Consider the following 23,194-nt stretch of genomic DNA (forward strand, 5'->3'; position numbering starts at 1 on the left):
ACGACCATGAAATTTCTCGACTACGCCCCGGCCCCCGAGTCGCAGGCGCTACTGAACCTCAAGAGCGACTACGGCCATTTCATCAACGGCGACTTCACGGCCGGCCGCGGCACACCGTTTCAGACCATCAACCCGGCCACCGAGCAGCCGATCGCGATGATTGCCACCGCCAACGAAGCGGATGTCGACGCCGCCGTGTCTGCCGCCCGTCACGCTTACGACGGGGTCTGGTCCCGGCTATCCGGCAGCGACCGCGGTAAGTACTTGTTTCGCATTGCCCGCCTGGTGCAGGAACGCGCCCGCGAACTCGCCGTCGCCGAAACCCTCGACAACGGCAAGCCGATCAAGGAAACCCGCGACGTCGATATTCCCCTCGTCGCGGCCTGGTTCTTCTACTACGCCGGCTGGGCCGACAAGCTCGACCACGCCGGAGTCGGCCCGAACCCGGCCTCGCTCGGCGTTGCCGCCCAGGTCATCCCGTGGAACTTTCCGCTCATGATGCTGGCCTGGAAGATCGCCCCGGCGCTCGCCGCCGGCAACACCGTCGTGCTCAAGCCCGCCGAAACCACCTCGCTGACCGCGCTGCTGTTCGCCGAGATTCTGCAGCAGGCCGACCTGCCCGCCGGCGTCGTCAACATCATCACGGGCGACGGAAGCACCGGCCAGGCCCTGGTCAACCACCCGGGTGTCAACAAGGTCGCCTTCACCGGCTCGACCTCGGTCGGTCGGTCCATCGCCCGCTCGGTCGCCGGAACCGGCAAGGTGCTCAGCCTCGAACTCGGCGGCAAGGGCGCCAACATCGTCTTCGACGACGCCCCGATCGACCAGGCCGTCGAGGGCATCGTGCGCGGCATCTTCTTCAACCAGGGCCAGGTCTGCTGCGCCGGCAGCCGCCTGATCGTGCAGGAAAGCATTCACGACGACGTCATCGACCGACTCAAGCGTCGCATGCAGACACTGCGCCTGGGCGACCCGCTCGACAAGAACACCGACATCGGCGCGATCAACAGCGCCGAGCAGCTGGCGCGAATTCGGGAACTCTCCGACCTCGGACAGCGAGAGGGTGCCGAACGCTGGAGTGCCGATTGCGTCATTCCGGAGAACGGTTTCTGGTTTGCGCCGACCATCTTCACCAACGTGTCGACCAGCCATCGCATTGCCCGCGACGAGATTTTCGGTCCGGTGCTCTCGGTACTGACCTTTCGTACCCCGGCCGAGGCCATCGCCAAGGCGAACAACACCCCCTACGGTCTTTCCGCCGGAATCTGGAGCGACAAGGGCAGCCGCATTCTCGCCGTCGCCGACAGGCTGCGGGCCGGCGTGATCTGGGCGAACACCTTCAACCAATTCGACCCGTCAAGCCCGTTCGGTGGCTACAAGGAGAGCGGATACGGCCGCGAGGGCGGCCGTCACGGCCTCGCCGCATACCTCAAGCCCGCCGTGAGAAGCGGCTCGCGGTCGATCGCCGCCGCTGACCCGGTGACGACACCCGTCACCAAGAAGTCCGCATCTGCAAAGAAAGCCGCCAAGTGAACCGCCTCGCCATCCCCAAGACCTACAAGCTCTACATCGGCGGCACGTTTCCGCGCAGCGAATCCGGCCGTGTCTACGAGGTGCTCTCGCACAAGGGCGACTTTCTGGCCAACGCCGCACAGGGCAGCCGCAAGGATGCCCGCGACGCCGTCGTGGCCGCCCGCAGCGCCCTCGGCGGCTGGGCCGGCGCCACGGCCTACAACCGCGGACAGGTGCTGTACCGCATTGCCGAACTGCTCGAAGGGCGTCGGGCGCAGTTCATCGACGAAATCATGAGCTGCGAGGGCGTGAATGCCGCCGTAGCAAGCGGCCAGGTCGACGAGGCCATCGACCGCTGGGTCTGGTATGCCGGCTGGGCCGACAAGTACCTGCAGGTCGCCGGAAACGCCAACCCGGTCTCCGGACCGTTCTTCAACCTGTCGGTGCCCGAACCGGCCGGTGTCGTCGCGATCATCGCTCCGCAGGGAAATGAATCGTTGCTCGGGCTGGTCAGCGCGATCGCGCCAGCCCTCGTGGCCGGCAACACGGTCGTCGTCGTCGCCAACGAGAACGCTCCGCTGTCAGCGATCAGCCTCGGCGAGGTGCTCGCCACGAGCGACGTGCCCGGCGGAGTGGTCAACATTTTGACCGGTTCGCCGGCCGAGATCGCCCCGTGGCTCGCCAGCCACGCCGATGTCAACGCCCTCGACCTGGTCGGTGCGGGCGACCTCGACTGGGTGGAGCTGCAGATCAGCGCGGCCGACACGCTCAAGCGGGTACTTCCGCCGGAGTCGGGAGCGGATGCCGCAGCTCCGGCACTCTCGCGCATCCTGGCCTTCACCGAGCTGAAGACGGTCTGGCACACCAAGGCTGTCCTGTGACCTGCCTCGGAGCATCCACTCAGGAGTCCGCCTGGATAAGGGGATAAACTCCGCCGCATGACTTTACGCAGAACACTTGTCACGGGCGCCTCTGGTTACATTGGGGGACGCCTGGTTCCCAGGCTTCTGGAGGCGGGCTTCGAGGTGCGGGTGCTTGTGCGCACCCCGTCGAAGCTGCGCGACGTGCCGTGGGCGGACCAGGTAGAGATCGTGGCGGGAGACCTGGGCGACTTGGCCTCCGTGCAGCGCGCCTGCGCCGACATCGATGTGCTGTACTACCTCGTGCACTCGATGGGCGCAGCCGGCGACTTCGAGAAAATTGAGCACACTGCTGCCGAAAACGTCGCCCGGGCAGCTGCCGCAGCCCACGTGGCTCGCATCGTCTACCTTGGCGGGCTGCACCCCGATACCGATTCGCTCTCCGCCCACCTGCGTTCCCGGATGGAGGTCGGCCGTATTCTTCTCGACAGTGGCGTACCAACGATCGCATTCCAGGCCGGAGTGGTGATCGGCTCCGGCTCGACCTCGTTCGAGATGATCCGCCACCTGACCGACGTGCTGCCCTATATGCCCGCGCCCAAATGGGTGCGCAACCGCATCCAGCCCATCGCCGTGCGCGACGTGCTCTACTACCTGCAGGCCGCGGCTGACCTTGCGCCGGAGGTGAATCGCACCTTCGACATCGGCGGCCCGGACGTGCTGCGATACGGCCAGATGATGAACGGCTACGCTCTCGAGGCCGGCCTCAAACAGCGGGCTATCGCCGCCTTGCCCGTGCTCACTCCGTGGCTTGCCTCCCAGTGGGTGAACCTGGTCACGCCCATTCCGCGCAGTCTTGCCATTCCCATCATCGCCTCGCTGCAGTACGACTGCGTCGTGCACGAGAGCGACATCGACGAGTTCATTCCGAAGCCGAAGGGGGGTCTCACCGGCTACCGTCGTGCGGTGCGCCTGGCGCTCGGCCGCATGCGCGACGGAGACGTGGAGACCAGCTGGCGCAACTCTTCGATCGAAGGCGCGTCGAGCAACCCATTGCCGAGCGACCCGGACTGGGCCGGCCACGCCGTCTACACCGACCTGCGCGAGAAGACCACTCGGGCCGCCCCCGCCGCGCTCTGGCGGGTCATCGAAAGTATTGGCGGCGAAAACGGCTGGTATTCCTTTCCGCTGGCCTGGGCCGCTCGCGGTCTGCTGGACAAGGCGGTCGGCGGCGTGGGCCTGCGCCGCGGCCGCCGCAACCCCGACCACCTGCACAACGGCGAGGTGCTCGACTTCTGGCGAGTGGAACGGATCGACCACGGCAGCTTTCTGCGGCTGCGCGCCGAGATGCGCGTTCCCGGCCGAGCCTGGCTCGAAATGAGCGTCACCCCGACGGATACCGGCGGCTCGATTTACCGGCAGCGCGCGGTGTTCTTTCCGCGCGGTCTCGGTGGTCGGCTGTACTGGGCGGCGATCCTGCCGTTCCACGGCATCATCTTCGAGGGGATGGCCACCCGGATCACGGCGACGGCCGCTGGGGAGGGTGAAGCCCCGGCGCAGGATCCGCTTGCGTCTCTTTCTCGCTCGGACGAGCACTGAGGCTGCGGGTAGAACGTGCGTATAGTCTGAGAATTCTGGCTACTCGGCCCGGTTCGGGGCATGATGGTATAAGAGTAGGAGGACTCCATGTCAGTTTCTCTCGCCTTTCTGGGCGACGGGCTCATTGCGGACGGTCAGTGGGACGAATGGTTTCCCGAGCACGATGTGCACAACCTGGCCGCGAACGGCAACACCACCGACGAGGTCATTTCCCAGCTTGATCGGGTGATCGAGATGCGGCCCGACGCCGTCGTGATCGGGGTCGGCACCAACGACCTCGGCTGGCGCAAGTCCGATGAATACGTTGTTCGCAACCTCGAAACCATCCTGCACACACTGCGGCGCGCGCTGCCGGAGACCCGCATCATGGTGCAGTCAGTACTGCCACGCGACCGGGACTTTGCCGAGACCATCCGCTCCATCAACCGGCACGTCTGGCAGTACGCCCCCACCCAGCACGTGCAGTACCTCGACCTGTGGCCGGCCCTCGCGCTGCCCGACGGCGAGCTCGACCCCACCCTCGGCATCGATCGTCTGCGCCTGAACCCGGCCGGCTATGCGGCCTGGCTGGCGGAACTGAAGCCCGCACTGGAGACGTTGTTCGAACGCCCGCCATCAACGACCTCGATTCCCATCCAGCACGCCTGAGAGGCACGCAGCGCCCGCGCTGCACGCTCGGTAGAGTGGACGCATGCTCCGATCGGTTCGTCTCGCACGTGTCCCGGCTTCCGGTGCGCTGATCGTGGGGAGAGCCGTGCTCGCGGTGGCACCACCCGCGCAGGCCGCGACCGCCCTCTCCAGCAACAGCAGCACCAGCCGCCCCAGCAGCACCGCGCAAGCGGATGCTCCCAGCGTTCAGAGTGTGAAAATCCACCAACGCGTCCGTCCCCTGGCCGTTTTGTTCGGGCCGGAAAAAGACGGGTCGGGCGTGCTCAGCCAGGACTACGCCGAGAGCGGCACCCAGCCCGACTGGCAGTGTGGATCCGGAATGCTCCAGGCAGCCTACTTCGCGAATGCGATCAGCCCATTCTCGACGGCGTCAGGGCCGGGCAGCGCCACGAGCACCTCGAGTTGGGGCGGGCGCGGCGGTTTCTCCGACCGCGGCGAGGGCGTCTGATGGGCACCCCCGCAGCACCGACCTTCACCCGCTCGGCCCTCGCGCCGGGTCTGCTCGGCGCCATCGTGCTGATCGCCGGACTCGCCCTGCTGGACGGCGAGGGTTTCATCATCATCCGCTACGCGGTCAGTATTCTTGCACTCATCATCTGCGTCTTCGTGATTCAGGCGCGTTCCTGGTACTGGCTGATCGGACTCGTTCCGATGGCCATTCTGTGGAACCCGGTTGTGATTCTCGACCTGAGCGGCCAGGGCTGGGTATCGGCACAATTCATCGCGGCAATTGTGTTCATCGTGGTCGGTCTGCGCACCAAGGTACCAATTCGCAAGGATTGAACGTCGGGCGTAGACTACACTCGCGTTGAGGGAACCGGGTCAGGTCTGTGCTGTGCGCTCGCATTCGGTGGCAGCACCCGTCAGATCAGCACCACCGCTGCGACAGCATCCGCTTGACGCCGGGTGTGGCGTCGTGATCGCGATCCGTGCTGTGTTTCGTGAAACGATCGTTTCTGCACACCGCGGAAATGATTTGCGAAATGCAGCGTTCCGGTAACACCAGAATGCCGTGACCGGCGAGGCGTGGTACCCGTACCGTGCTGCTTCGAAGTGGAGAACAATGGCTTATACCCGTACCGATGCCTCGGGCAGCCGGAACAACCTCGGTCGTAATGGAGCCACCCGCAATCGGGCCCACCCGCGTTCGCGTGATGACGACGCGCCCATCATTCCGATTCTCGCCCGCAAGGTTCGCGAGGTCGAGGCAAAGGCGCAGTCTGGCACCAAGCTCGGGCCGACCAACCGCACGAAATACCAGGTCATCGCCCTGCTGATGCGCGAAGAACGTGCCCGCGTCAAAGGTGACAAGGAACTTTCCGACGCGAACCGAGCAGAGCTGCTCAAACGCCTCGACGGCATCGCCCAGATTCTGGCCAAGACCGCGGCCCGTGACACGAGCCTGATCACCCTGCTCGAGCCCGACGCCGGCGTCTCCACGGTTGCCCAGAGGTTTCGCCGTGACTGGCTGCTCGAATCCGGTGCCGAACTGAGCCCCGACGAGCTCATTATCACCCGCGAGCCCGAAGCCGCACCGATCGTGCTGCCGAACCAGGTCATCCCGCAGTCGGTGAAGGCCAGGCAGCTGGCCAACCCGTTCCTCGCGCCGGACTTCAGCGCCGCCGCTCAACCGATCGTGCACCCGCGAAGGCTCGCCAACTGGGAACTTCTCGGCCCCCTCTTCAAATCGTTCGAGTACGGCTCCGGCGGCCAGGCGGCCAGCATGGACATGCCGGAGGCCCCCAAACTGGACCGGCTCTCGCCGAACGGCATGGACCTCATGCGGCACCAGGCCCGCTTTATCGAGAGCGCTCGTCTCGGCCACCGCAGTTATCTGCTCGCTGACGAGCCGGGCCTCGGCAAGACGGCGCAAAGCCTGCTGGCGGCATCCGTTGCCAATGCCTACCCGCTGCTGGCCATCGTGCCCAACGTCGTAAAGATGAACTGGGCCCGTGAAGTGCAACTGTGGACGCCGAACCGGCGCGCCACTGTCATTCACGGTGACGGCGACACGCTCGACGCCTTCGCCGATGTCGTCGTGGTGAACTACGACGTGCTCGACCGGCACCTGGCTTGGCTGGGCACGCTCGGATTCAAGGGAATGGTCGTCGACGAGGCGCACTTCATTAAGAACCTGTCGTCCCAGCGGTCCAAGCACGTGCTTTCGCTCGCCGACCAGATTCGTCGCCGCACCCCGGGCGGCAACCCGCTGCTGATGGCGCTGACCGGAACCCCCCTGATCAACGACGTCGACGATTTTCGCGCTATCTGGCAGTTCCTCGGTTGGATCGACGGTGACAAGCCGGCCCCCGCTCTGCTGAAGCGCCTCGAAGAGACCGGTCTGACCCCGGCCGACATGGGTTTCTACAAGGAGGCCCGCGCGGCCGTCATCGACATGGGCATCGTGCGTCGCCGCAAGGTCGACGTCGCCGCCGATCTGCCAGCCAAGCGCATCGCCGACCTACCGGTCGAACTCGACGACGACCTCGGCCGATCCATCCGGCAGGCCGAGCGCGAACTGGGCGCCCGCCTGGTCACCCGCTATCAGGCGCTCGTCGCGGCCCGGCAGGCCGGCTCGGGCGGTCCCGCCGTTCCTGACGAAGACCAACGGGATGCCTACATTCGCGCCGTCGCCCACGCTGAGCTCGAAGAATCCAAGGGTCAGACCACCGGTGAAAACGTCTTCACCATGGTGCGCAAGATCGGTCAGGCCAAGGCCGGCCTGGCGGCGGACTACGCCGCGCAATTGGCACGCTCGGTCGGCAAGGTCGTGTTCTTCGCCAAGCACATTGACGTGATGGACACCGCCGAGGAGATCTTCGCAAAGCGCGACCTGCGCACGGTGTCGTTGCGCGGCGACCAGACCGCGCTGGCCCGCCAAGCCGCGATCGACTCCTTCAACAATGATCCGGGTGTCGCGATCGCAGTGTGCTCGCTCACCGCGGCCGGCGTCGGCGTCAACCTTCAGGCCGCATCGAACGTCGTGCTCGCCGAACTCAGCTGGACTGCCGCCGAGCAGACCCAGGCCATCGACCGGGTACATCGCATCGGCCAGGACGAGCCGGTCACCGCGTGGCGCATCATCGCCGCGCACACCATTGACGCGCGCATCGCCGATTTGATCGGCAGCAAGCAGGGCCTCGCGGCGCGCGCGTTGGACGGTTCCCAGGCGGAATACACGGCGGCCGATTCGGTGCAGGCGAGTGCGCTCATCTATGTGCTCACCCAGGCCCTGGACGGAAAGCTGTAGGCGGGCAGTCACCTCGGCGGGGCTCGGCCGATTTGAGTCGATCCCGCTTCAGGCACCATGATTGTGGCACAGCGCTTGCAAGCACATGATTGTCACCGATCCTGAGTTACGACATGATCATCACGACCAGACTCGTCCCGCTACCAAGATCGGCCAGCTATGAAGATCGGTATTCTCACCAGCGGAGGCGACTGCCCCGGACTGAACGCGGTCATTCGTGGCGCCGTGCTGAAGGGTGTGCGCACGCACGATTTTGAGTTCATTGGAATTCGCAATGGTTGGCGTGGACTCGTTCAGAACGAGTTCATGCCCCTCGATCGTCACAGTGTGCGCGGCCTGTCCCGTCAGGGCGGTACCATTCTCGGCAGCTCACGCACGAACCCGTTCGAGGGCGAAAACGGCGGCCCGGAGAACATTCAGCGCACCCTCGACGCCAACGGCATCGACGCCGTGATCGCGATCGGCGGCGAGGGCACCCTCACCGCCGCGCACCGCCTCACGGAGGCCGGCCTCAATATTGTGGGGGTGCCCAAGACCATCGACAACGACCTGGAGGCCACGGACTACTCCTTCGGCTTCAACACCGCCGTCGAGATCGCCACCGAGGCCATCGATCGCCTGCGCACCACCGCCGAATCCCACGGCCGCTGCATGGTCGTTGAGGTCATGGGACGCCACGTCGGATGGATTGCGCTGCACTCCGGCATGGCCGGTGGCGCCCACGCCATCCTCATTCCCGAGCAGCCCAAGTCGATCGAGCAGATCTGCGACTGGGTCGAGCACGTGCGTGACCGCGGCCGGGCCCCGGTCATCGTCGTCTCCGAAGGCTTTCTCCTCTCCGGCATGGAGGAGGCTCATTCCACGAAAGGCCTCGACGCCTTTCATCGCCCCCGCCTCGGCGGAATCAGTGAGGTCATCGCCCCGCTCATCGAGGAACGCACCGGAATCGAAAGTCGGGCCACCGTGCTCGGTCACACCCAGCGCGGCGGTGCCCCGTCGGCCTACGACCGGGTGCTCGCCACCCGTCTCGGCATGGCCGCCGTTGACGCGATCCACAACGCGCAGTGGGGATCGATGGTATCGCTGCGCGGCACGGAAATCGACGTCGTGAGCATCGCCTCGGCCACCATCGGCCTCAAGCGGGTGTCACCGGCCCGCTACGACGAGGCCGCCGTACTCTTCGGCTAACCCATGTTGGTCGAGCCTGACAGTGATGACCAGAAAACGGTCCCGACCGGCTCGACCCGCGGTTCGGGTCAGGCGAGTTTGGCCTGCACCTGGGCCAGCGAGGGGTTCGTCGCCGCCGATCCATCGGGGTAGAGAATGGTTGGCACCGTCTGGTTGCCGCCGTTGAGGCTCATCACCAGCTCTGGTGTGCCGTCAACCTGCTCGATGTTCACCTCGGTATAGCCGATTCCGGCGGTGTCGAGCTGCTTCTTCAAACGTTTGCAGTAGCCGCACCAGTCGGTTGTGAACATGGTGATGGTTCCGTTAGCGGGTACAAAGTTCATGTTTGCAGCCTATCCGAGCCGCCTCCAAAACCGCTCCGTGAGGGTTAAGATGACGTAATGACTTTGCCCCAGGTATGCGTGTGCTACCTCACTCGACTATCTCCCGAAGGCAACCGGCAAGTCTTGCTGGGGCGCAAGAAGAAAGGCCTCGGCCTGGGCAACATTGTCGGCCTCGGCGGCAAGCTGGAGGTCGGCGAGAGCGCAGTGGACGCTGCGGTGCGCGAAATCGAAGAAGAATCCGGTCTCGTGGTGGCGGCATCCGCCCTCACCGAAGCTGGGTACCTCACCTATCTCTTTCCGCACCGCGAGGAGTGGAGCCAGGAATCGACCGTGTTCGTCTGCGACGCTTGGTCGGGAACGCCTCGGGAATCGAACGAGCTGAACCCGGTGTGGTTCGACGTCGCGAGCCTGCCGGTCGATGAGATGTGGGACGACGCGCGCCACTGGCTGCCGGGGGTGCTCGCCGGCGTGCCGGTGCGCGCCACGTTCACGTTCGGTGCCGACCTGGAAAGCGTGGTGTCTCGTGCCTGAATTCAGCCTCATCATCGTCTTGGTCATCGCCCTTGCGCTCATTTTTGACTTCACCAATGGTTTTCACGACACGGCGAACGCCATGGCCACCCCGATCGCAACGGGGGCAATGAAGCCCAAGGTCGCCGTTGGTGTTGCCGCCGTTCTCAACCTGGTTGGGGCGTTTCTCTCGACCGAGGTTGCGCGCACCGTGTCGGGCGGCATTGTCAAGGAGGGTAACGGTGGGGTGCTGATCACCCCCGAGCTCATCTTCGCCGGCCTGATCGGCGCAATCGTGTGGAACCTCGTCACCTGGCTGATGGGCCTGCCATCGAGCTCGAGCCACGCCCTGTTCGGCGGGCTGATCGGCGCGACCATCATCGGGGTCGGTTCCCAGGCGGTCGACTACAACGTCGTCGTCGCCAAGGTCATGCTGCCCGCACTGATCGCACCGCTGATCGCCGGAGTCGTCGCACTCGTCGCGACTCGTCTCGCCTACACGATCACCCGTCGCGACGTCGGCAAGCCCGACGGCCGCGGCGGATTTCGTTACGCGCAGATCTTCTCCTCCTCGCTCGTCGCGTTGGCCCACGGCACCAATGATGCGCAGAAGACCATGGGAGTGATCACACTCACGCTCATCGCCGGGGGGTTTCAGGCCGTCGGCAGCGGACCCACCTTCTGGGTGATCGCCGCGTGCGCCCTCGCGATTGCCATCGGCACCTACACCGGCGGCTGGCGCATCATCCGAACCATGGGCTCGGGCTTGACCGAGATCAAGCCGGCGCAGGGCTTCGCCGCCGAAACCAGCACTGCGGCCACGATCCTCGCTTCGAGCCAGCTCGGATTCGCTCTCTCCACCACCCAGGTGGCGTCCGGTTCTGTGATCGGTTCCGGCCTCGGTCGCCGAGGCTCGACCATTCGCTGGGGGATGGCCGGACGCATCGCGCTCGGCTGGGTGATGACGCTGCCGGCCGCGGCCATCGTGGGCGCCTTCGCCGCCGGACTCGCCCTGCTGGGCCCGATCGGTATCGTGCTCGACATGGTGATCGGAACGATCGTGATCATGGCGCTGTTCCGCTGGTCCCGGCGCAACCGGGTCACGCACAACACGCTCCGCAACGACATCGATGACGCTGGACGGGTCGTCAACATCAAGAAGACGCCGCGCCGCCCCACCCGTCGAGACCATAGGAAGGTGTCGCTGTGATCGGCTGGAGCGCATTCCTCATTGTCTCGGCCGCGTCACTGTTCTCGGCCGCTCTGCTCGTGAGCCTCTACTCGCTCGGGCTGCGCCTACTCACCACGGCCGGCCGCATCCCGCTGGTGGAGCCGCGCGAGTTCACCGGCGCGATTACCGTGCTGACCCCGAAGAAGGCCGCAAAACAGCTGAAACGGGCGCGGAAGGCCGCCGCGGCCAACCCGCTGACTCCCGGGTTGAAGAGCCTGGCGTTGAACGCTGGCTACGCCTGTTTTGTGCTCTGCGGCGTCGCCGTGCTCTACGGCGTCTACCTGATCGTGCCTGCCCTGCACCGATAGCGCCCGCCGTGTGTTCCGTGCCCGGGCACGGGTGGCGGTGATGGTGGCGGTGGGGCTACGCGGTCCGGCGCACGCGGCCGAGCCAGGTCATCAGGTGGTAGATCACGATGGCCGCGACCGTGCCGAGCGCGATGCCGTTGAAGCTCAGCGCGCCGGCGTTGAGGGTGAAGTCTGCGATGCCGATGATGAGCGCGGTCGCGGCCGTGAACTGGTTCACCGGCTTGGAGAAGTCGACCTTGTTGTCGAGCCAGATCTTGACGCCGATGACGCCGATCAGCCCGTAGAGCGCCGTGGTGACGCCGCCGAGCACACCGTTGGGAATAGTGAAGATGATCGCACCGACCTTCGGGGAGAGGCCGAGGAGAATCGCGACGATTCCGGCGACCCAGTAGGCGGCCGTGGAGTAGATGCGGGTCGCCGCCATGACGCCGATGTTCTCGCCGTACGTCGTGGTTCCGCTGCCGCCGCCAAAACCGGCGAGCATGGTGGCGAGCCCGTCGGCGAGCAGAGCGCGCCCGGTGAGCCGGTTCACCTTCGCATCCGTCATCTGCGCCACGCCCTTGATGTGGCCAACGTTCTCGGCGATGAGCACGAGCACGACGGGCAGAAAAGCGGGCAGCACACCGAAGACGGCGGCCGGGTTCTCAAACGGGTTGGCCGGCGCGGTGAACGGCGGCAGTCCGATCCAGGCAGCCTCGGCAACCCTGCTGAAGTCGACCTCACCGAAGAAAACCGCCGCGACATAGCCGACGAGCACACCGAGAAAGATCGACAGCCGGCCGAGGATGCCGCGAAACAGCACCGTGCACAGGATTACGGCGACGAGTGTGATGAGCGCGGTTAGCGGTGCCTTGTCGAAGTTCGCCTTGGCCACCGGGGCGAGGTTGAAACCGATCAGCGCGACGATGGCACCCGACACGATCGGCGGCATGAGCCGGTCGATCCAGCCGGTACCGGTGAGCTGCACGATGACGCCGACGAGGGCGAGCAGCACACCGACAGCCATGATGCCGAACAGGGCGCTGCCCATGCCGGCCGAGGCGGTTGCGGCGGTGATCGGTGCGATGAACGCGAACGACGAGCCAAGGTAGCTGGGCAGTCTATTGCCGGTGATCAGAAGAAACAGTAGGGTTCCTACGCCGGAGAACAGCAGCGTCGTGCTCGGGGGAAAGTCGGTGAGCAGCGGCACCAGAAAGGTTGCACCAAACATGGCGACGACGTGCTGCGAGCCGATGCCGATGGTCAGCGGCCAGCTCAGCCGTTCACCCGGGCCGACGACCTCCTGAACCCCGACCGTCTTTCCGTCGCCGTGCAGGGTCCAGGGCAGTTGCATGTGGTTCTCGTCTCGTCTGCTACGTGATCAGTTCTGTTGCGTGATCAGTTCTGTTGCGTGATCACTGTTGAGCGTAGTCGCAGCGGATCCCGCCGTGAGCGAGCGCCGAATATGCAGGAGGGACCCATAGACTCGGGCGCATGAGCCAGCTCGCCGATTCGACCACCACGGAGGGTCTCGAGGTACGAGTGGCCACCGGACTGCTTCGAGGGGTGCGCGAGCGCGGCGTGCTCGCGTGGCGGGGTATTCCCTATGCGGCGGCTCCGGTTGGCGATCGGCGTTTTCGTGCCCCGCAGCCGGCGCCCGCCTGGCACGGCGTGCGCGATGCAAGCCAGTGGGGTCTGATCGCCCCGCAGAGTCACAGGGGCCAGTTTCGCGGCGCTCACCCGCGCATTCCGCAGGGGGAAGACTGCCTCAACCTCAACGTGATCGCGCCCGACGAGAAGATGCGCCCGGGCTGGCAACTGCAGGACGCCCTCCGACCGGTGATGGTGTTCATCCACGGCGGCGCCTACAGCGTCGGCTCCAGCCGCGAGGTTCCCCGCCAGGGGGAGGGGCTGGTGCGGCGGGGCGGCATCGTCTACGTCAGCCTCAACTACCGGCTGGGGGCTCTGGGATACCTGGACTTTTCCCGGTTTGCCACGCCGGAACATCCGTTTGAAAGCAATCTGGGCCTGCGCGATCAGGTCGCCGCCCTGCAGTGGGTGCGGGACAACATTCGCGCCTTCGGAGGGGACCCGGATGCCGTCACCCTGTTTGGTGAGTCGGCCGGCGGCAACGCGGTCACCACGCTGATGACCGTTCCGAGGGCGACCGGCCTGTTTCATCGGGCCATCGCACAGAGTGCGCCGCCGAACGCGGTCTACCCGGGCGACCTCACCGCACGTTGGGCGGGCGAGTTCGTGGACAGCCTGATCGAGGCCGGCGGCCCCGGAGAGTACAGCGACGCTGATGCCGCCCGGCTGCTTTTCGCGGCTGATCCGGCGCGGCTCGCCGCGGCGACGACGGCACTGACCGTGCGCACGCCCGACCAGGACCCGGGAACGATTCCGCTCTGCCCGGTGATCGACGGCGAATTTCTGCCGGAACGCCCGCTCGACGCCTTTCGGGACGGCCGGGCTGCGCGCATCCCGCTGATCATCGGCACCAACGCGCGTGAGGGTTCACTGTTCAGCGGCCGGATCGATATTCTCGCCACGACGCCCGCACGAATCCGGGCGATCTTCAAGAAGACAACGAAGAAGGCGAAGAAAGCTCTCAAAGCGCAGTATCCGGGCATTCCGGCGCTGCGAGCCGCGCTTGATTTCGGCGGCGACTACTCGTTCTGGTACCCGAGCGTCAAGGTCGGCGAACGACACTCGCGGTATGCGCCGGTGTATTTCTACCGGTTCGATGCCGCTCCGCGGCTGTTGCGGCTGATGGGTCTCGATGCCACGCACGGCCTCGAACTGTTTCCGCTGTTCGACCGGCTCGACGGCTGGTTCGGCCGCGGCATGACGGCGCTCGGCGGGCGCCGCTCCTTTCAGAACATCGGAATCCGGATGCAGGGCTGGTGGCTCGGCTTTGTGCAGGGCGGGGTTCCATCGGCCGGGTGGCCGCGCTACGACGAAACCACGCGCGAGACGCTCATCATCGATCAGGCCGACCACGTCGAATCCGACCCGCACCGTGAACGGCGTCTGGCCTGGGGACGGTTCGTGCCCCACGTGTGAGCTGCCTGCCTGGCCGGTCGTAGACTGGAACCTTGCGTTAAGAGCCACGGCAACGGGAGCACACCATTAGCAGCACTGACACACCCACCACCGCGGCCTCGCCGCAGCCGGCAGCACGTGGCCTGAAGGCCCGCGTCGACTCTTACTTCGAGATAACCAGCCGCGGCTCGACCTGGTCTCGAGAATTTCGTGGCGGAGTCGTCACCTTTGTCACGATGGCCTACATCGTTATTCTGAATCCGCTGATTCTCGGCGGGTTCAGCGCCGACCAGGCCGCCGTCGACGTGGAGGGCGGCTGGCTGCCCAACGAGCAGGTTGCAGCCGTCACCGCGCTGACCGCCGGCGTCATGACGATTCTGTTCGGGGTCATCGCCCGCCTGCCCTACGGTTTCGCCGCCGGCCTCGGCATCAACTCGTTCCTCGCCGTGAGCGTCGTCGGCCAGGTCACCTGGGCTGAAGCGATGGGCCTCGTCGTCATAAACGGTCTCATCATCGTGTTGCTCGCCTCGACCGGCCTGCGCGAACTCATCTTCAACGCCATTCCGCGCCCGCTGAAAATTGCCATCACCGTCGGTATCGGCCTGTTCATCGCGTTTATCGGCCTCGTCGACTCCGGCTTTGTGCGGGCCAGCGGCGCGAACTCGCCGCCGGTGCAGCTCGGCGACGCCGGCTCGATCGCCACCCTGCCGACCGCAGTATTCGTGATCGGGCTCATCATCATCGGTGTGCTCCTGGCCCGCAAGGTCAAGGCCGCGCTGCTGATCGGCATCGTCGCAACCACCGTCATTGCCGTGATCCTGGAAGCCATCTTCACGGTTGGCCCCTCGCTCGGCACGAACCCGGACGGTTGGAACCTGAATGCCCCGGTGCTGCCGACGAGCGTCGTCGCCCTGCCCGACCTCGGACTGATCGGCCAGGTCTCCTTCGGTGCCTTCGAGCGCATCGGCATGCTCGCCGCCGTGATGCTCGTCTTCACCCTCGTCTTCACGAACTTCTTTGATGCCATGGGTACGATGACCGGCCTGGCCAGTGAGGCCGGACTTGCCGACCAGGACGGCAAGTTTCCGCGGCTGAAATCCGCACTGATCGTCGAGGGCATCGGCGCCGTCGCCGGCGGTGCGACCAGCGCCTCGTCGAACACGGTGTTCATCGAGTCGGGGGCCGGCATCGGAGAGGGAGCCCGTACCGGCATGGCCAACGTGATCACCGGCATCCTCTTTCTGGCCGCCATGTTCTTCACCCCGCTGACCCAGATCGTGCCGCTCGAAGTGGCCGCCGCCGCACTCGTCATCGTCGGAGCGCTCATGGTGTCGCAGATTCGCCACCTTGACTTCACCGAATTCTCGAGCACGCTGCCGATCTTCTTGACTATCATCGTCATGCCACTGACCTACTCCATCGCCAACGGAATCGGCGCGGGGTTCATCAGCTGGGTACTCGTGCGCAGTCTGTCGGGCAAGGGCCGCGAGATCAGTCCGCTGCTCTGGGTCGTCGCGGTCGGTTTTGTGCTCTACTTCGTGCGCGGCCCGGTCGAGGCGCTGATCGGCTAGGGTTCCCGGCGAGCGCACGCGCCTTTCCGGCCCTGCAGGCCCCGCCATCCTCTTCGATCGCGTCGGCCGTCGGGCTTCCATCGTGACCGCCTGCATTGTGGCGGTGCCGTGGTTTCTCGTGCTGTTTTACGATTCTCGACATCGTCGCCGGATTCTACGGCCCGGTCGGCGCGTTCCTGCCCGAACTGTGCGCGACCGCGCTGAACTGGCCGCTGATTCGTAAGAAAAGCACCGTCGTGTTCGTAGGACGGTGCTTTTCCCACCATTCGGGCACGGCCCCATCGGATGCTGCGGCGCCCGTTGCGAAGGCGGCTAGATTTCGCGACAGTGCGTCGTGAGCATGCCGATCTTGTCGATTGAAATGGTCACGGTCGAGCCATCGCGCAGAAAGATCGGCGGTTTACGGCTGTAGCCGGCGCCGCCCGGGCTGCCGGTGGAAATCAAGGTGCCGGGCATGAGCGTGGACGTCTTCGACAGGTAGGAGATGATCTCCGCCACGGTGCGCACCATGTCCCCGCTCGAGGCGTCCTGCAGAATGCGACCGTCGACATGGGTGGTCAGCCACAGGTTCTGTGGGTCGCCGATCTCATCGGCCGTGACCACGAGCGGGCCGGTCGGGGTGAAGCCGTCGAACGATTTGCAGCGTGACCACTGCGCTTCGGAGAACTGCAGGTCGCGCGCGGTGATGTCGTTCACGACGGTGTAACCGAAAACATAGTCCAGGGCATTGGCGACCGACACATTGCGGGCCGGGCGGCCGATGATGACGCCGAGTTCGGCCTCGTAGTCGACCTGGGTGGTGAGGTCGCGCGGCCAGGTGATAACGGATTCGTGTCCGGTGAGCGAGTTCGGCCAGAGCGAGAACACGGTCGCTGCGGTCTCCAGGCGCAGGCTCAGCTCGGAGGAGTGGGCGGCGTAGTTGGCGCCGATCGCGATGATCTGCGGCGGGCGCAGCACCGCGGAGGAGTGCCGCAGCTCGTCGACCGGGGTCAGGACAGCCCCGTTGGAGACGGCATCGAGGCTGATCGCGCGGGTGCGTTCGTACCCGGCGTCGCCCTGTTCGAGCAGGTCTTGCAGGTCGCGGGGGGCGTCGTCAGTGACGTCGTCGAGAAACAGTGCCGCATCGTCGAAGATCACGGCCAATCGGGGAACGGAGGAGCCGTCAACTCTCAAATGCGCAAATTTCACTCTTCTAGGCTAACTGGCCCTGCCCCGAGCTGCCCTGCGAGGTGCTCCAACCCTCGGTCGGTCTGCTTGGAGGAAACGGGCGAAGTGTTGCCGTAGGCCCGCCACAGGTGCATTCCGGCGTAACTGCGCCACGGAGCCCAGTCCGCCCCGCGGGCGGCCAGCGCCCGCGGTTCAACGGCGAGCCCGAGTCGGCCGGCCCCCTGTCGCAGCGCCAGATCGCTCGTCAGCAGAATGTCAGGGCTGCCAAGCACCCGTATGGCCACGTACCCGGCCGTCCATGGTCCGATTCCGGGCAGGGCGACCAGGCTGGCTTCCAGCTCGGCGCGCGTCTGCCCAAACGACAGCGCCAGATCGCCCACAGCCAGTGCCTGCGCGACCCCGAGGATCGCCTCGACGCGGGCGCCCGGCCCGCGCAGCACCGTACGACCGCCCGCGGCGATCTGCGCCGCGGTCGGAAAAAGCAGCCGGAGCTCGGGACCGGGCAGGCGCTCGCCGAGCGCGTCGGCCAGCCGGGTCAGCGCGGTGCGGGCGGCGGCGACCGAGATCTGCTGCCCGATCAGCGCCCGAAACAGGGTTTCCTCGGCGTCCATGCTGCCCGGCACACGTATGCCAGGGGTCTGCGCGACCGAGGCGGCCAGCGTCGGGTCCGCCGCGAGGTGACGGTCGATCGCCGATGCGTCAGCATCGAGGTCGAACAATCGACGCACGCGGCTGACCAGCGGTGCCAGGTCGGTGAGTTGTGCGAGACGGATGCTGCAGGCCACCGCGGGGGCCGCATCCGTTCCCGACAGGGTCACCTCGACCGTGGCCGTGCCGTGCGGCAACCGCACGGTGCGGGCGTAGCTCGTGTCGGTGGCCGTTTCGACGCCGGGCAGGGCGCGCGTGCCGAGAAAACGCAGCACGCCGACGCCATCGAAGGGCGCCCGTGCCGGCAGTTGCAGCGTAATTTTGGTTTCGGCGTGATCGACGCCTGACACCGCATGCTCAGGCGCTGTGCGCCGGGCGGCGCGCACCTCGGAGGGGGTGCGTTCGTACACGGCGGTGACGGTGTCGTTGAACTGGCGCACACTGCCAAAACCGGCGGCGAAGGCCACGTCGGTGATCTTCAGGTCGGTGCCGAGCAAGAGCAGGCGGGCGGTCTGCGCACGATGGGCTCGGGCGAGTGCGAGCGGACCGGCGCCGAGCTCGGCGACGAGCACCCGGGTCAGGTGCCGGGGCGTGTAACCGAGGCGGGCGGCGAGACCCGGCACACCGTCACGCTCCACGACGCCGTCGGAGATGAGTCGCATCGAGCGGGCGGCGAGATCGTCGCGCATATTCCAGGCCGGTGAGCCGGGCACCGCGTCGGGCAGGCAGCGTTTGCAGGCCCGCAGCCCGGCATCATGGGCGGCTGCAATGGTGAGATAGAACGACACATTGCCGGGCTTGGGCGTGGTCGCCGGGCAGCTCGGCCGGCAGTAGATGCCCGTCGTGTGCACGCCGGTGATGAACTGGCCGTCGAACCGGGTGTCGCGCGCGCACATGATGCGGTAGCGCTCGGCGAAGACCGGGTCGGTCAACCCGGGTGCGGCGGCGGGAGAGAAGGACACCTTTTGAGCCTGCCACGCCTGGCCGCGCGGCGGTAGCGGAAAACAGACCTGGAGCGGCTCGATAGGCTGGGGACATGAACGCACTGACGCGCCTCCAGTCCGAGCTCGGCGACATCGTCAGCGTTGAACCACTCGACCTGGCAGCCAGTCGCACGGACAAGTCCGGCTGGGTGGCCGATGGCACACCGCTGGCTATCGTGCGCGCCACGACGGTCGCGCAGGTTCAAGCCGTGCTGCGCATCGCAACCGAATTTCGGGTGCCGGTGGTGACCCGCGGCGCCGGCACCGGCCTGTCTGGCGGAGCCTGCGGCACCGACGAATCCATTGTGTTGAGCGTTGCCGGGCTCACCCGCATCCTCGAAATCAACCACGATGACGAACTCGCTGTCGTCGAAGCGGGCGTGATCAACCAGCACCTCAACGACGCACTAGCGGAACAGAACCTGTGGTTCGCCCCCGATCCGGCCAGTAAAGCCATCTCCACCGTCGGCGGCAATATCGCCACGAACGCCGGCGGGTTACTCTGCGCCAAATACGGGGTCACCCGGGAGGCGGTGCTCGGCCTGACCGTCGTGCTCGCCGACGGCAGCCTGCTGCGCACCGGGCACCGCACCATCAAGGGCGTCACCGGTTACGATCTGACCGCGCTGCTCACCGGCTCCGAGGGCACGCTCGGCGTCATCGTCGAGGCGACAGTGCGGGTGCGGGCCCGCACGGCGGGCACCGTTGCCACGATCGGTGCGGTTTTTGAGACCGTCACTGCGGCGGCCGCAGCGAGCGCGGCCATCACGGCCGCACGCATCCGCCCTGCCGTGATGGAACTGATCGATCCGGTCGCGCTCGGCCTGGTCGCCGCCTACCTCGGGCCAGAGGGCTCCGCCGGCCTGCCCCTTGGTCGGGGTGCGTTTCTACTCGTGCAGACCGACGGTCCGGCGGCGCTCGCCGAAGCCGAGGCGGCCGTGGAGGTGCTGCGGGCGGGCGGCGGCGAAGCCAGCCTGTCAACGGATGCAGCCTCCGGCGACCGCCTGCTGGCCATCCGCCGCGCCATGCACCCGGCCCTGGAGCAGTTCGGCCGGGTGCTCATTGAAGATGTGTCGGTACCGCGTTCGCGCATGGCGGAGATGTTCGCCGTAATCGACGAGATCAGTGCCCGCACCGGCATCGCTATTCCCACGGTTGCCCACGCCGGCGACGGCAACCTGCACCCCAATTTCGTCATTCCGCGCGGAGGGACCGCGGATGCGGCGGTGCCCGATGAGATCTGGGCGGCCGCCGACGAGATGTTCGAGGCGGCGCTCGCTCTCGGCGGCACGCTCACCGGCGAACACGGCGTGGGCGTGCTGAAACGTCGCTGGCTGCGTGACGAGATCGGCGACACAAGCCTCGCCCTGCAACGTCAACTCAAAGCAGTCTTTGACCCCCTGGGTCTGCTGAACCCGGGCACCATGTTCGACGCCTGAGGCGCGGGACCGACGGATCGCGCCGGTTCGATCTCCAGACGGGTCTGGCACTGGGGCCGGTATTCTCAAGTAATGAGCCTCGATCAGCCGCCAGGCCACCAGCCCGCAAAACCCCGGCCGACCGCACAGCAGCCAGTCCAACAGCTGCCCGTGCAGCCGAGTCCCAACCCGGTACAACAGGTCTGGAGCAGGCCGGTTCCTCCGCGTCGCACCGGCCGAATCGTCGTGGCCTTTGTCGGCATCGTGCTCGCCGGGTTGGCCCTGCTCGCCGTGTTTGCCTACCTGACGACGTTTCTCGGCACCGGGGCGCTGCTGTTCGGACTGCTCCTGGCACTGCTGCCGCTCGCGGTCGTGCTGTTCGCGGTGCGTTGGATGGACCGCTGGGACCCGGAGCCGCGGCCCGCGCTGATCTTCGCGCTGCTCTGGGGCGCTGGCATCTCCATCGTTACCGCGCTGGTATTTGACCTCGGCGTTCAGATCACGATTGCGGCCAGCGCGGGCTCGCTTACCGGGAGTGATTTCGCATCCGCTGTTATTCAAGCCCCAATTGTGGAAGAAGTCGCCAAGGGCTTCGGCGTGCTCGTGCTGTTCTGGGCGGTGCGCCGGCATTTCGACGGACCCCTCGACGGCGTTGTCTACGCCGCGACGATTGCGGCCGGCTTCGCGTTTTCGGAGAATATTCAGTATTTCGGCCTCGCCATGACCGAGGGCAACGCGCAGAGCCTCGGTATCACCTTTCTGCTGCGCGGTGTATTCTCGCCGTTCGCGCACGTCACCTTCACGATCTGCACCGGGCTCGCCCTCGGCCTGGCCGCGCGCCGCAGCGCTACCAAGAGCGGGGTGGTCGGCTACTTTCTGCTCGGCCTGATGCCGGCGATCGCCCTGCACGCGCTCTGGAACGGCTCGACCTTCGTGCTCACCGGCGACGCCTCCGTACTCTTTTATTACGTGATCGTACAGGTACCGTTGTTCGTCGCCGCTGTCCTCATCGTGGTGTTTTTGCGCCGGCAGGAGGCCCGCATCACCCTGCGCCGGCTGCACGAATACTCGCAGGCCGGGTGGTTCACGCCGGCGGAGGTCTCCATGCTCGGCACCGGCGCCGGCCGACGTCAGGCGCTGGCCTGGGGCCGACACCAGGAGCGACCGAAGAAACTCGCGACGCGCCACTTCATAGCGGATGCGACGCGGCTCGCCTTTGTGCGCGACCGCCTCGTTCGGGGGCAGAGCACGCCGGCTCTGCACGCCCTCGAGGCGCGACTGCTCGAGCTGCTGATGAATCACCGGGCCGACATGCTCGGGCACACGCTGCCGGGTTCGGGGCCACCGGAACAATAGTGGCGCTGGGGCTGCGCGATCGCGCCGAAGCGCAGCATCGGAACCAAGTGGCACCGGAACCAAGTGGCACCGGTAACAACGAGCACCAACAGAAACTCGCCGCTTCGGTGGTGTGGCAATGCCGACGACTCTACCGATGCGACGAGTTGGTGTACATCAAGGATGCACCCGCCGGCGGCCGGGCGCAAGCATTATTTTCGTAGGTCTTGCTCGGTGTGCATTCCGGTGCCGAATCCGGTTGGATGGGGGTATGACTGATTTGAATTCCAAGCCCGAAATTGATTTCCCCGAGGGCGCTGCGCCCGAACAACTCGAGATCACCGATGTCGTCGAAGGCACCGGCGCCGAGGCGACCGCCGGCGCCACCGTCGACGTGCACTACCTCGGCGTCGAGTTCGCGTCCGGGGACGAGTTCGACTCGTCCTGGAACCGCGGCCAGTCGATCAACTTTCCGCTGCGCTCGCTCATCGCCGGCTGGCAGCAAGGTATCCCCGGCATGAAGGTCGGCGGCCGTCGCAAGCTCGTGGTGCCCCCGCACCTCGCCTACGGACCGGCCGGTTCCGGCCACCGTCTCTCCGGACAGACCCTGATCTTCGTCATCGACCTGCTCGGCGTGAGCTAGGTCAAGGCACACCAGTTTCACACCGATCGGGCTGCGGCTGAGCCAGTCGCAGCCCGGTTTCGGTGAGGTTCACAGATGACTGCGACCGGTGAACACGACGGGCTATGACCGCGGATGATGCTCACGTCGCGCTTGGCCACCTTGAAATGCTTGGCCAAGAGCGCGACCAGGGCATCGTTGGCTGCGCCCTCGATCGCGCGCTGCTGCAGAAAGACCGTCACCGACACGTGATCCGGTGTGCTCTCCGGGTCCTCCACAACGAGTGGGCCTTTTCGACTGTCCGGCTTCACGTGCACCGTCAGGCTGAGCATGGCGGGCACGGCACTCCTGTTTGCCCCGGGTTTGCGGCCACCGGGCAAAATGCAACGGTAGCGCCCCGCCAGCTGCCGGGCAGTACGAGCGCAGGCCAGCATGAGCGCAGGCCGCTACTACAGCAGGGTCGCCGTCGGCTCCGGGCCGAGCGCGAACCGCCGCCCGGTGATCAACTGCGGCACGATCTCGACAAAGATCGGCTTGACCGTGGGAATCAGCGGCCGCAACGGTAATGCGACGGCGTCATCGATCTCACGCTGGGTGTCGAGCGCCTTGGCCGTTCCGTGCACGATGACACTCCACGCCTCGTCGCGACCCACGCCATCCGTTTCGAAAGCGACTCGGTTGTTGACCGTGAGTTCGATCAATTTGGTGCCCGACGCGGTGCGAAACAGCAGGCGTCGGTCGGCCGCCACGAAATTGACCGGAAAAATATCGGGGATGCCGCCGACGGCCACGGCGAGGCGGCCCAGACTGGCCGAAAGCAACGCATCCCAGCACTCCTCTTCGCTGAGAACCTGCACGGGGACTGCAGTCGCGTTTACGTCATCGAAAGTCATGGTCCATCGTCACACGCCCAGCGCCCCACGGCGAGCGGGGTAGACACATTATTACTCCGCCCGCGGCGGACAAATCATGAACG

At 66.1% G+C, this 23,194-nt stretch carries 22 protein-coding genes; 16 read left to right on the forward strand and 6 right to left on the reverse strand.

What is annotated here, in order from left to right; translation table 11 throughout:
• The first annotated feature begins 6 nt into the window (after positions 1–6).
• The 8 genes from LH475_RS13895 (at position 7) to LH475_RS13930 (ending at position 9,078) form a co-directional block, all read left to right on the forward strand.
• Positions 7–1,533, forward strand: a complete 1,527-nt coding sequence (locus LH475_RS13895; protein ID WP_196844877.1) for an aldehyde dehydrogenase family protein — start codon at positions 7–9, stop codon at positions 1,531–1,533.
• Positions 1,530–2,393 (forward strand): aldehyde dehydrogenase family protein, encoded by an 864-nt coding sequence (locus tag LH475_RS13900; protein WP_196844878.1) that lies wholly within the window; start codon positions 1,530–1,532, stop codon positions 2,391–2,393. The genes LH475_RS13895 and LH475_RS13900 overlap by 4 nt, the downstream gene beginning before the upstream one ends.
• A gap of 57 nt (positions 2,394–2,450) precedes the next feature.
• On the forward strand, positions 2,451–3,971 hold the full coding sequence (locus LH475_RS13905; RefSeq protein ID WP_196844879.1) for an SDR family oxidoreductase: 1,521 nt from the start codon (positions 2,451–2,453) through the stop codon (positions 3,969–3,971).
• An 87-nt stretch (positions 3,972–4,058) separates the two neighbouring features.
• On the forward strand, positions 4,059–4,619 hold the full coding sequence (locus tag LH475_RS13910; protein WP_196844880.1) for a GDSL-type esterase/lipase family protein: 561 nt from the start codon (positions 4,059–4,061) through the stop codon (positions 4,617–4,619).
• Positions 4,620–4,662: 43 nt separating this feature from the next.
• Positions 4,663–5,088, forward strand: a complete 426-nt coding sequence (locus LH475_RS13915) for a hypothetical protein (RefSeq protein ID WP_196844881.1) — start codon at positions 4,663–4,665, stop codon at positions 5,086–5,088.
• Positions 5,088–5,423: a DUF6804 family protein gene (locus LH475_RS13920; protein WP_297414642.1), complete on the forward strand. Its 336-nt coding sequence runs from the start codon at positions 5,088–5,090 to the stop codon at positions 5,421–5,423. The genes LH475_RS13915 and LH475_RS13920 overlap by 1 nt, the downstream gene beginning before the upstream one ends.
• Before the next feature lie 280 nt (positions 5,424–5,703).
• Positions 5,704–7,890 (forward strand): DEAD/DEAH box helicase, encoded by a 2,187-nt coding sequence (locus LH475_RS13925; protein ID WP_196844882.1) that lies wholly within the window; start codon positions 5,704–5,706, stop codon positions 7,888–7,890.
• A 159-nt stretch (positions 7,891–8,049) separates the two neighbouring features.
• Positions 8,050–9,078: a 6-phosphofructokinase gene (locus LH475_RS13930; protein ID WP_196844883.1), complete on the forward strand. Its 1,029-nt coding sequence runs from the start codon at positions 8,050–8,052 to the stop codon at positions 9,076–9,078.
• A gap of 68 nt (positions 9,079–9,146) precedes the next feature.
• Here the strand turns inward: LH475_RS13930 and LH475_RS13935 are convergent, their stop codons facing one another.
• Positions 9,147–9,401 carry a mycoredoxin gene (locus LH475_RS13935; protein WP_196844884.1) on the reverse strand — a complete coding sequence of 85 codons (255 nt, stop codon included), beginning with the start codon at positions 9,399–9,401 and terminating at the stop codon, positions 9,147–9,149.
• 57 nt (positions 9,402–9,458) lie between these two features.
• On the opposite strand from LH475_RS13935, the gene LH475_RS13940 reads away from it, so the two are divergent.
• The 3 genes from LH475_RS13940 to LH475_RS13950 are packed head-to-tail and all read left to right on the forward strand — an operon-like array spanning position 9,459 to position 11,450.
• Positions 9,459–9,932: an 8-oxo-dGTP diphosphatase gene (locus LH475_RS13940; protein WP_196844885.1), complete on the forward strand. Its 474-nt coding sequence runs from the start codon at positions 9,459–9,461 to the stop codon at positions 9,930–9,932.
• On the forward strand, positions 9,925–11,121 hold the full coding sequence (locus LH475_RS13945) for an inorganic phosphate transporter (RefSeq protein ID WP_196844886.1): 1,197 nt from the start codon (positions 9,925–9,927) through the stop codon (positions 11,119–11,121). The genes LH475_RS13940 and LH475_RS13945 overlap by 8 nt, the downstream gene beginning before the upstream one ends.
• Positions 11,118–11,450, forward strand: a complete 333-nt coding sequence (locus LH475_RS13950; RefSeq protein WP_196844887.1) for a peptidase — start codon at positions 11,118–11,120, stop codon at positions 11,448–11,450. Before LH475_RS13945 ends, LH475_RS13950 begins: the two co-directional genes overlap by 4 nt.
• Positions 11,451–11,505: 55 nt before the next feature.
• On the opposite strand, the gene LH475_RS13955 is transcribed toward LH475_RS13950, so the two are convergent.
• Positions 11,506–12,783, reverse strand: a complete 1,278-nt coding sequence (locus LH475_RS13955; protein ID WP_196844888.1) for a solute carrier family 23 protein — start codon at positions 12,781–12,783, stop codon at positions 11,506–11,508.
• Between the two features lie 140 nt (positions 12,784–12,923).
• Here LH475_RS13955 and LH475_RS13960 point away from each other — a divergent pair, with 140 nt between their 5' ends.
• Both LH475_RS13960 and LH475_RS13965 read left to right on the forward strand, forming a co-directional pair.
• Positions 12,924–14,495: a carboxylesterase/lipase family protein gene (locus tag LH475_RS13960; RefSeq protein WP_196844889.1), complete on the forward strand. Its 1,572-nt coding sequence runs from the start codon at positions 12,924–12,926 to the stop codon at positions 14,493–14,495.
• Between the two features lie 152 nt (positions 14,496–14,647).
• The gene (locus LH475_RS13965; RefSeq protein WP_297414695.1) at positions 14,648–16,045 is read left to right on the forward strand and encodes an NCS2 family permease; all 1,398 of its coding nucleotides are present in this window, start codon (positions 14,648–14,650) and stop codon (positions 16,043–16,045) included.
• Positions 16,046–16,357: 312 nt separating this feature from the next.
• On the opposite strand, the gene LH475_RS13970 is transcribed toward LH475_RS13965, so the two are convergent.
• Entirely contained in the window at positions 16,358–17,233 is an 876-nt protein-coding gene (locus LH475_RS13970; RefSeq protein WP_196844890.1) for a fumarylacetoacetate hydrolase family protein, read from the reverse strand.
• Positions 17,230–18,822, reverse strand: coding sequence for an AlkA N-terminal domain-containing protein (locus LH475_RS13975; protein ID WP_297414648.1), 1,593 nt, complete (start codon positions 18,820–18,822; stop codon positions 17,230–17,232). Before LH475_RS13975 ends, LH475_RS13970 begins: the two co-directional genes overlap by 4 nt.
• Positions 18,823–18,896: 74 nt before the next feature.
• Between LH475_RS13975 and LH475_RS13980 the strand changes: the two genes are divergently transcribed.
• From LH475_RS13980 to LH475_RS13990, 3 genes are all read left to right on the forward strand, one after another.
• Positions 18,897–20,282, forward strand: coding sequence for an FAD-linked oxidase C-terminal domain-containing protein (locus LH475_RS13980; RefSeq protein WP_196844891.1), 1,386 nt, complete (start codon positions 18,897–18,899; stop codon positions 20,280–20,282).
• A gap of 150 nt (positions 20,283–20,432) precedes the next feature.
• On the forward strand, positions 20,433–21,617 hold the full coding sequence (locus LH475_RS13985; RefSeq protein ID WP_297414651.1) for a PrsW family intramembrane metalloprotease: 1,185 nt from the start codon (positions 20,433–20,435) through the stop codon (positions 21,615–21,617).
• A 250-nt stretch (positions 21,618–21,867) separates the two neighbouring features.
• Positions 21,868–22,239, forward strand: coding sequence for an FKBP-type peptidyl-prolyl cis-trans isomerase (locus tag LH475_RS13990; protein WP_196844893.1), 372 nt, complete (start codon positions 21,868–21,870; stop codon positions 22,237–22,239).
• A 17-nt stretch (positions 22,240–22,256) separates the two neighbouring features.
• On the opposite strand, the gene LH475_RS13995 is transcribed toward LH475_RS13990, so the two are convergent.
• Positions 22,257–22,550: a DUF167 domain-containing protein gene (locus LH475_RS13995; RefSeq protein WP_196844935.1), complete on the reverse strand. Its 294-nt coding sequence runs from the start codon at positions 22,548–22,550 to the stop codon at positions 22,257–22,259.
• 117 nt (positions 22,551–22,667) lie between these two features.
• On the reverse strand, positions 22,668–23,111 hold the full coding sequence (locus LH475_RS14000) for a pyridoxamine 5'-phosphate oxidase family protein (RefSeq protein WP_196844894.1): 444 nt from the start codon (positions 23,109–23,111) through the stop codon (positions 22,668–22,670).
• Between the last annotated feature and the right edge of the window lie 83 nt (positions 23,112–23,194).

It is taken from the genome of Cryobacterium sp. (assembly GCF_026786305.1).
Lineage (GTDB): Bacteria > Actinomycetota > Actinomycetes > Actinomycetales > Microbacteriaceae > Cryobacterium.

Excerpts from the sequence above, each read along its gene's own strand:
- LH475_RS13895 (WP_196844877.1), top strand. The coding sequence starts at position 7 with ATGAAATTTCTCGACTACGCCCCGGCCCCCGAGTCGCAGGCGCTACTG.
- LH475_RS13905 (WP_196844879.1), top strand. The coding sequence starts at position 2,451 with ATGACTTTACGCAGAACACTTGTCACGGGCGCCTCTGGTTACATTGGG.
- LH475_RS13910 (WP_196844880.1), top strand. The coding sequence starts at position 4,059 with ATGTCAGTTTCTCTCGCCTTTCTGGGCGACGGGCTCATTGCGGACGGT.
- LH475_RS13915 (WP_196844881.1), top strand. The coding sequence starts at position 4,663 with ATGCTCCGATCGGTTCGTCTCGCACGTGTCCCGGCTTCCGGTGCGCTG.
- LH475_RS13920 (WP_297414642.1), top strand. The coding sequence starts at position 5,088 with ATGGGCACCCCCGCAGCACCGACCTTCACCCGCTCGGCCCTCGCGCCG.
- LH475_RS13925 (WP_196844882.1), top strand. The coding sequence starts at position 5,704 with ATGGCTTATACCCGTACCGATGCCTCGGGCAGCCGGAACAACCTCGGT.
- LH475_RS13930 (WP_196844883.1), top strand. The coding sequence starts at position 8,050 with ATGAAGATCGGTATTCTCACCAGCGGAGGCGACTGCCCCGGACTGAAC.
- LH475_RS13935 (WP_196844884.1), bottom strand. The coding sequence starts at position 9,401 with ATGAACTTTGTACCCGCTAACGGAACCATCACCATGTTCACAACCGAC.
- LH475_RS13940 (WP_196844885.1), top strand. The coding sequence starts at position 9,459 with ATGACTTTGCCCCAGGTATGCGTGTGCTACCTCACTCGACTATCTCCC.
- LH475_RS13955 (WP_196844888.1), bottom strand. The coding sequence starts at position 12,783 with ATGCAACTGCCCTGGACCCTGCACGGCGACGGAAAGACGGTCGGGGTT.
- LH475_RS13960 (WP_196844889.1), top strand. The coding sequence starts at position 12,924 with ATGAGCCAGCTCGCCGATTCGACCACCACGGAGGGTCTCGAGGTACGA.
- LH475_RS13980 (WP_196844891.1), top strand. The coding sequence starts at position 18,897 with ATGAACGCACTGACGCGCCTCCAGTCCGAGCTCGGCGACATCGTCAGC.
- LH475_RS13990 (WP_196844893.1), top strand. The coding sequence starts at position 21,868 with ATGACTGATTTGAATTCCAAGCCCGAAATTGATTTCCCCGAGGGCGCT.
- LH475_RS13995 (WP_196844935.1), bottom strand. The coding sequence starts at position 22,550 with ATGCTCAGCCTGACGGTGCACGTGAAGCCGGACAGTCGAAAAGGCCCA.
- LH475_RS14000 (WP_196844894.1), bottom strand. The coding sequence starts at position 23,111 with ATGACTTTCGATGACGTAAACGCGACTGCAGTCCCCGTGCAGGTTCTC.